3 protein-coding genes, 1 tRNA gene and 1 rRNA gene are annotated in these 6,609 nt (G+C 40.4%); 1 reads left to right on the plus strand and 4 read right to left on the minus strand.

Annotated elements, in window-relative coordinates:
* Positions 1–36: 36 nt before the first annotated feature.
* Entirely contained in the window at positions 37–3,705 is a 3,669-nt protein-coding gene (metH, locus tag BTN98_RS11025; protein ID WP_060998359.1) for a methionine synthase, read from the minus strand.
* A gap of 181 nt (positions 3,706–3,886) precedes the next feature.
* On the opposite strand from metH, the gene BTN98_RS11030 reads away from it, so the two are divergent.
* Positions 3,887–5,170, plus strand: a complete 1,284-nt coding sequence (locus BTN98_RS11030; protein ID WP_060998360.1) for a cation:proton antiporter — start codon at positions 3,887–3,889, stop codon at positions 5,168–5,170.
* A 54-nt stretch (positions 5,171–5,224) separates the two neighbouring features.
* Here BTN98_RS11030 and metA read toward each other — a convergent pair whose 3' ends face one another.
* The 3 genes from metA to BTN98_RS11045 form a co-directional block, all read right to left on the minus strand.
* Positions 5,225–6,163: a homoserine O-acetyltransferase MetA gene (metA, locus tag BTN98_RS11035; protein ID WP_060998361.1), complete on the minus strand. Its 939-nt coding sequence runs from the start codon at positions 6,161–6,163 to the stop codon at positions 5,225–5,227.
* Positions 6,164–6,366: 203 nt separating this feature from the next.
* A 5S ribosomal RNA gene (gene rrf, locus BTN98_RS11040) occupies positions 6,367–6,482 on the minus strand.
* 8 nt (positions 6,483–6,490) lie between these two features.
* A tRNA-Thr gene (locus tag BTN98_RS11045) sits at positions 6,491–6,566 on the minus strand.
* Positions 6,567–6,609: the final 43 nt, after the last annotated feature.

Below are 6,609 nucleotides of genomic sequence, written 5' to 3' on the forward strand. Positions count from 1 at the left end.
TGTTTGCGCCTTTTTTATTTTAGCCTAATGATTATGTTACAGGTTAGGCCCTAACCACTTTTCTGCTTCAATCAAATCCCAACCTTTACGATCGGCATAACTTGCTAGCTGATCATGTTGGATCTGCGCGACAGCAAAATAACGCGCATCTGGGTGCGAGAAATACCACCCCGATACCGCAGCACCAGGCCACATCGCATAACTTTCAGTTAACACCATTCCCGTATTAGCTTCAGCATTCAATAACTGCCAAATAGCGCCTTTTTCCGTATGTTCTGGACAAGCAGCATAGCCAGGTGCTGGGCGAATCCCCTGATACTTTTCACGGATCAAATCATCATTATTAAGATCTTCATCTGCAGCATAACCCCAAATCTGTTTGCGTACCATTTGGTGCATACATTCAGCAAACGCTTCTGCCAATCGATCTGCCACCGCTTGAATCATGATCGCGTTATAGTCATCACCTTGGGCCTTAAACTGATCAGCAATATCATATTCACCAATCCCGCCAGTCACAGCAAACGCGCCAATCCAATCGGCTTTACCGCTTTCTTTAGGGGCAATGTAATCGGATAAACAATAATTAGGTCCTTTGGACTTTTTAGTCTGTTGACGTAAGCCATGCAATACCGTTAACACCTCGGTGCGAGTTTCATCAGTGTAAACCTCAATATCATCACCAATATTATTCGCTGGGAATAAGCCACACACACCATTAGCTTTGATCATCCCTGTACGCTCAATCTCATCAAGGATCTTATTAGCATCATCAAATAACTTAGTTGCCTCAACCCCAACAACTTCATGGCGTAAAATGGTTGGATATTTACCACTTAATGACCATGTCATAAAAAAGGGCGTCCAATCGATATACTGACGCAATTTAGCCACAGGGAAATCGGTAAAGGTGTGTACACCCGCTTGTTTTGGTGCTGGCGGTGTATAATTAACCCAATCAAGCGCAACCGCATTCGCACGTGCTTGATCTAAGGTAATCGGCGGAGTTCGTGGTTTTTTACGCGTATGTTGTTCACGCACAACATCATACTCAGCAACTAATCGCTCAACAAATGCTGGCTTTTGTTGTTCGGATAATAGCGCGGAACAGACACCTACAGCACGCGATGCATTAGACACATACACTACTGGCTGCTGATAATTTTGTTCAATTTTAACCGCAGTATGCGCTTTTGAGGTGGTAGCTCCACCAATTAATAACGGGATCTCAAACCCACGTCGCTGCATTTCTTTAGCTACATGCACCATTTCATCCAGCGATGGCGTGATCAAACCACTTAAACCGATAATATCAACGTTTTGTTCTTGCGCGACCTGCAAAATTTTATCGCACGAAACCATTACACCTAAATCAATGATCTCATAGTTATTACACTGCAATACGACCCCAACAATATTCTTTCCAATATCGTGAACATCGCCTTTTACTGTGGCTAATAAAATTTTACCATTGGTATATCCCGCTTGTTTTTCAGCATTGATATAAGGCTCTAAATAGGCAACAGCTTGTTTCATAACCCGCGCAGATTTAACCACTTGAGGTAAAAACATCTTGCCTTCACCAAACAAATCTCCGACAACATTCATACCCGCCATTAATGGGCCTTCAATCACTTCTAATGGCTTAGTCGCATTCGCTCGAGCTAGTTCAGTATCTTCAACAATAAACTCAGTAATACCTTTAACCAGCGCATGTTCTAAACGTTTTTCAACCGACCAGCTGCGCCATTCTTGCTGAGTCCTATCTTCTTCAACTACGCCGCTATCACGATAGTTAGCGGCAATATCAAGCAATCTATCTGTACTATCATCACGCCGGTTAAGCACTACATCTTCAACGGCATCGCGCAATTCATCAGACAGATCATCATAAATCGCTAATTGACCGGCATTAACGATCCCCATATCCATGCCATTTTTAAAACAGTAATATAAAAATACCGCATGGATCGCTTCACGAACTGGATTATTGCCACGAAATGAAAACGAAACGTTAGAAACACCGCCAGAAACCATCGCATGAGGTAACGTACGTTTGATATCAGCAACAGCCTCAATAAAATCGACCGCATAGTTATTATGTTCTTCAATACCTGTCGCAACCGCAAAAATATTAGGGTCAAAAATAATATCTTCCGGCGGAAAACCGACTTCATCAACTAGAATATGATAAGCATTGGTACAAATTTCAATTTTACGCTCACGTGTATCTGCTTGGCCTTCTTCATCAAATGCCATCACAATCACTGCGGCGCCATAACGACGCAGCAACTTAGCTTGAGCTATAAAATTCTCTTTACCTTCTTTAAGAGAAATAGAGTTAACTATTGGTTTTCCCTGAACACATTTCAGTCCAGCTTCAATGATCTCCCACTTTGATGAGTCAACCATAATTGGCACTTTAGCGATCTCAGGCTCAGTCGCACACAAATTAAGGAAGCGCACCATCGCCGCTTTCGCATCCAACATGCCTTCATCCATGTTGATATCAATAATTTGCGCACCGGCTTCAACTTGCTGACGAGCAACCTCTAGTGCTTCGTCATAAAGCTCATCTTTAATTAAGCGTTTAAAACGAGCCGAACCGGTGACATTAGTACGTTCACCCACGTTAACAAATAAACTTTCAGCTTCAATGGTAAGTGGCTCTAAGCCTGATAATCGACACGCAATATTAATCTCAGGCAAAACCCTTGGCTTAATATTTTTAGTGACTTGATACATCTGTCGAATATGTTCTGGCGTTGTACCACAGCAGCCGCCAACTAAATTTAAAAAGCCTTGTTGTGCCCATTCCTTTATATGTTCAGCCATTTCATCGGCTTCTAGATCATACTCACCAAATGCATTAGGTAAGCCAGCATTAGGGTGAGCAGAGACAGCACATTCAGATATACGCGATAACTCAGCCACGTATTGACGTAACTCATCAGGACCAAGCGCACAATTTAAGCCAAAAGAAATCGGCTTAACATGACGTAAAGAATTATAAAAAGCTTCGGTCGTTTGTCCTGAAAGAGTACGTCCAGATGCATCAGTGATAGTGCCCGAAATCATGATTGGTAATTCATAACCAAGCTCTTCAAAAACACCTGTTACCGCAAAAGCACAAGCTTTAGCATTCAAAGTATCAAAAATGGTTTCGATCAAAATAATATCGACCCCACCTTTAATTAAGGCATGAGTCGATTCACTATAAGCCGTTACTAATTGATCAAAAGTGACATTACGAAACCCAGGATCATTCACATCAGGAGAGATTGAACAAGTACGATTAGTCGGACCTAACACACCAGCCACAAAACGCGGTTTTTCTGGCGTTAGTGCCGTCCACTTATCAGCCGCTTCACGCGCCAGTTTTGCAGCGGCAAAATTAATTTCGGCACTAAGGCTTTCCATATCATAGTCAGCCATCGCAATGGTGGTGGCATTAAAGGTATTGGTTTCTAAAATATCCGCACCGGCCTCTAAATACTCAAGGTGGATATCTTTAATTAATTGCGGCTGAGTTAAAACTAATAGATCGTTATTACCTTTAAGATCTGTATGCCAATCACTAAAACGTTGGCCTCGATAATCTTGCTCATCCAGTTTATAACCTTGAATCATGGTGCCCATGCCACCATCAATGATCAAAATTTGTTGTTTGAGACGCTTATGCAGTACATCCTTGTTTTTTAACACTACATTATATCCTTATAATCCATTACAGCCTGATAACATCCTATCACAATTCAAATAGGAATCTAGACGTCTAAACAGATAGCGTGGCAAAATAAGTTAATTAACGGTAGCCATTACTAACTGATGGTTTTACTATCACAAATAATTAAATCTAATCAATAATTTAATCTAGAGGTTTCGCATGTCGGTTTACAACACCCTCTGCTTCCTAGCTGCAGCAGCAATGCTTATAGCTTTTATTAACAGTAAGATAGGTAAGATGCAAACCACCATTGCTATTACAGCTGGTTCATTGATTCTATCGCTACTGATTATTTTTGCGGGCCATAATGGTTGGTTCCATCTCGAAGATATTGCTTCAACCCAAATGGGAAAAATCAATTTTGAAGACTTTTTGTTAAAAGGGATTTTAGGATTTTTGCTCTTTGCAGGTGGATTAGGTATTAAATTGCCACACCTCAAAGAGCAAAAATGGGAAATCACGACTCTAGCATTAGGCTCTACCCTATTTTCAACCTTTTTCATTGGCTTTAGTTTATGGGGTATTTGTCAGTTACTAGGGATCCAACTCGATCTTATTTACTGCTTACTGTTTGGTTCTTTGATCTCACCAACCGATCCGATTGCTGTACTAGCTATCGTTAAAAAAATGAATGCACCTCGTCGAATCTCGACTCAAATCGAAGGTGAATCATTATTTAATGATGGTTTTGGTTTAGTTATCTTTGTGACTTTATTTACTATTGCCTTTGGTGATCAAACTCCGACAGTTATGAGTGTTAGCCAATTATTTTTACAAGAAGCTATTGGCGGTATTGTGTATGGTTTCATTCTTGGCCTAATTTTCCATTACCTCATCAGTTCAACTAATGATCACTCAATGGAATTGCTATTAACGATTGGAATTCCAACCGCAGGTTATGCTTTTGCTGAAATCATTCATGTCTCTGGTCCGCTCGCCATGGTTGTCTCTGGCATTATGATTGGCAACTGGACCCGCTATATCGGTTTTTCAAAAGAAAGTGAGGAGCACCTTGATCACTTCTGGGAATTAGTCGATGAATTCCTTAACGGTCTATTATTCTTATTAATTGGTATGACAATGCTTGAATTCAGTTTTCACCAAGAAGATTGGATTCTAATGGCGATTGCAATTCCATTGGTATTATTCAGTCGCTATCTAAGTGTCAAACTGCCTTATCTTAGTTTTAGCCACTACCGTCAATATAATCCAATGTCAGTCAAAATTCTCACTTGGGGCGGCTTACGTGGCGGTCTTGCACTCGCGATGGCGATGGCTGTACCAACAGGTGTGATGGTTATTCCAGAGAAAAATATTGATGTTAGAGAAATAATCCTCGTAATGACTTATTCAGTAGTGGTGTTTTCAATTCTAATTCAAGGTTCAACCATTACCTCATTAATTGAAAAAGCCAAACTGTGGGAAAATCAAAATAAACATTAATTTCGAATCAGCCTATAAATAATAACAAGGCCTGCTATTAAGCAGGCCTTTTTATTAATCTTTAGTAAAACTGGCTTCTGAGAAGTGTGCTAAATCATAAGGCGTCTGTTGATAAACACAGTAATTAAGCCAATTACTAAATAATAAATGACCATGACTACGCCAACTGGCAACTGGATCCCGATTAATATCATCATCAGGATAATAATTAACAGGTATTGCTGGCTCCATACCTTGTTCACGATCACGCATAAACTCATTATGCAATGTATCGACATCATACTCAGGATGTCCGGTGACAAACACATTACGTTTATCTTTTGTAGCCGCTAAATAGACCCCAGCCTTGTCAGATGTCGCCAAAATATCCAAGTCAGTATGTTTGCTAAGATAATCGGCAGAGAAGTCAGCATAACGCGAATGTGGTGCAAAGAAGGTATCATCAAAGCCTCGTAAAACAGGATGATGGCAATCATGAATACGATGATGGTAAACTCCAGAAAGCTTTTCTTTACGAGTACGCTTTGGTAAATCATATAACAACTTTAACCCCGCTTGTGCCGCCCAACAGACAAACAGTGTTGAAGTCACATGATCTTTAGCCCAGTTCATGATTAACTGAATTTCTTCCCAATACAGTACATCTTCAAATTGCACTAGCCCCAGTGGCGCTCCCGTGACAATCAAACCATCAAAATTACGATCTTTAACCATTTCAAATTGACGATAGAACGTATCTAAATGTTCTTGAGGAGTATTTTTTGTTGGTCGGTTATCAATCCGTAATAACTCAACATCCACTTGTAATGGGCTATTAGAAAGCAAACGTAAAAATTGCGTTTCGGTTTCAATTTTCTTTGGCATTAAATTGAGTAATAACACTTTAAGCGGTCGAATTCCCTGACTGGCAGCACGTGCCTCTGTCATTACGAAGATATTCTCACTTCTTAAAATATCTGTAGCAGGTAACCGATCCGGTATTTTAATTGGCACTTTGGTTTTCTCCTTACCCCAAAATAGTTTTAGCCGTCTAGATATCCAGTTAAAACTATAGAAAAAACAATAATGGTGCAAGTAAAATAAACCAGTCTCAGCCAATACTATGTTGTGATTGAAATAAAGAAATGAGGAGTAATGAGGAATGTTGATACGCTAGAAATGAAAAAACCCAGCCAAAGGCTGGGTTTTAAAGAGGTATTTAGCAATGTCCTACTCTCACATGGGGAGACCCCACACTACCATCGGCGCTACAACGTTTCACTTCTGAGTTCGGCATGGGATCAGGTGGTACCGCTGTGCTATGGTTGCTAAAAAAATAAATGGTGCTAGTACCCAGAGTCGAACTGGGGACCTCACCCTTACCAAGGGTGCGCTCTACCAACTGAGCCATACCAGCACACAAAGCTATTATGAATCTGCAAGTGCAAATTCTAAAATTT

The sequence above is a fragment of the Photobacterium aquimaris genome (genome assembly GCF_002954455.1).
Lineage (GTDB): Bacteria > Pseudomonadota > Gammaproteobacteria > Enterobacterales > Vibrionaceae > Photobacterium > Photobacterium aquimaris.